Below are 841 nucleotides of genomic sequence, written 5' to 3' on the forward strand. Positions count from 1 at the left end.
TCGAATCAAGGCCCTGTTGTGGGAGGGAGACGGATTTGTTCTGCTGTATAAGCGAATGGAGAATGGCGGAGGATTTCAATGGCCCCGCAGCTGTGCCGAGATGCGGAGTTTGAGCTGGCAGGAATTCCGGTGGTTAACCGAAGGCCTTTCCATTGACCAGCCCAAAGCAAACAAGAGCATAGAACGGTGCGTTTTGTGAGGCAAAGTTTTCCACAAAAAATCAGGCCGTTTTTACAGCAGACCTCCTAGAATTTTTGCAGGAAGTTCTCTGTGCAGACAGCTCGCGCTGCGAGCTGTTTTGCTGTATAATGGGAGTCAGAAATCTTGCGGGAGGCTGCCATGCAGAAAATCGAAACCAGCATTTCCGAGCTGCTGAAACGGCAGCCAGTGACAGAACAAGAGAAGGATGCCTACATCCAGGACTTGCAGAAAGCCATGCAGCTTCTTCTGGAAGAAGTCCGGGATCTGGAAGAGATGGTTGCCCTGCTGCAGAAGAAGCGGTTTGGCAGTTCCAGCGAGGCGACGCCAGTGCAGGCGGAAGAAGAACCTCTGGGCGTATTCCCGGAAGCCGAGTTGGAATACAAAGAAGACGCACCGGAACCGTTCAAAAAGGACCAGAGGGGCGTCCACAAGATAAGCGAAGCGGGCCGCTGGAAACTAACAAGCAGCAATGAGACGGAAAATCGCATCTTTGACTTGGACGAAGAAGAACGAATCTGTCCGAGGTGCAAAGGAAAACTGGTTTGGATCGGGAAAGAGCTGGTAAGGGAAGTCTTTGAATACCAGCGGCCCAAACTCAAGCTGGTCCGGTACTGGCAGATGAGCTACAAGTGCCCGGCCT

At 52.3% G+C, this 841-nt stretch carries 2 protein-coding genes; both read left to right on the forward strand.

Annotated elements, in window-relative coordinates; genetic code table 11:
- Positions 1–199: IS66 family insertion sequence element accessory protein TnpB (gene tnpB, locus B5F27_RS16330; RefSeq protein WP_144066578.1), on the forward strand; the 199-nt coding region annotated here is incomplete at its 5' end.
- Between the two features lie 140 nt (positions 200–339).
- Positions 340–841 (forward strand): IS66 family transposase zinc-finger binding domain-containing protein (locus B5F27_RS16335; RefSeq protein WP_206423026.1); only part of this gene is annotated, 502 nt, incomplete at its 3' end.

The sequence above is a fragment of the Faecalibacterium sp. An192 genome (assembly GCF_002160175.1).
Lineage (GTDB): Bacteria > Bacillota > Clostridia > Oscillospirales > Ruminococcaceae > Faecalibacterium.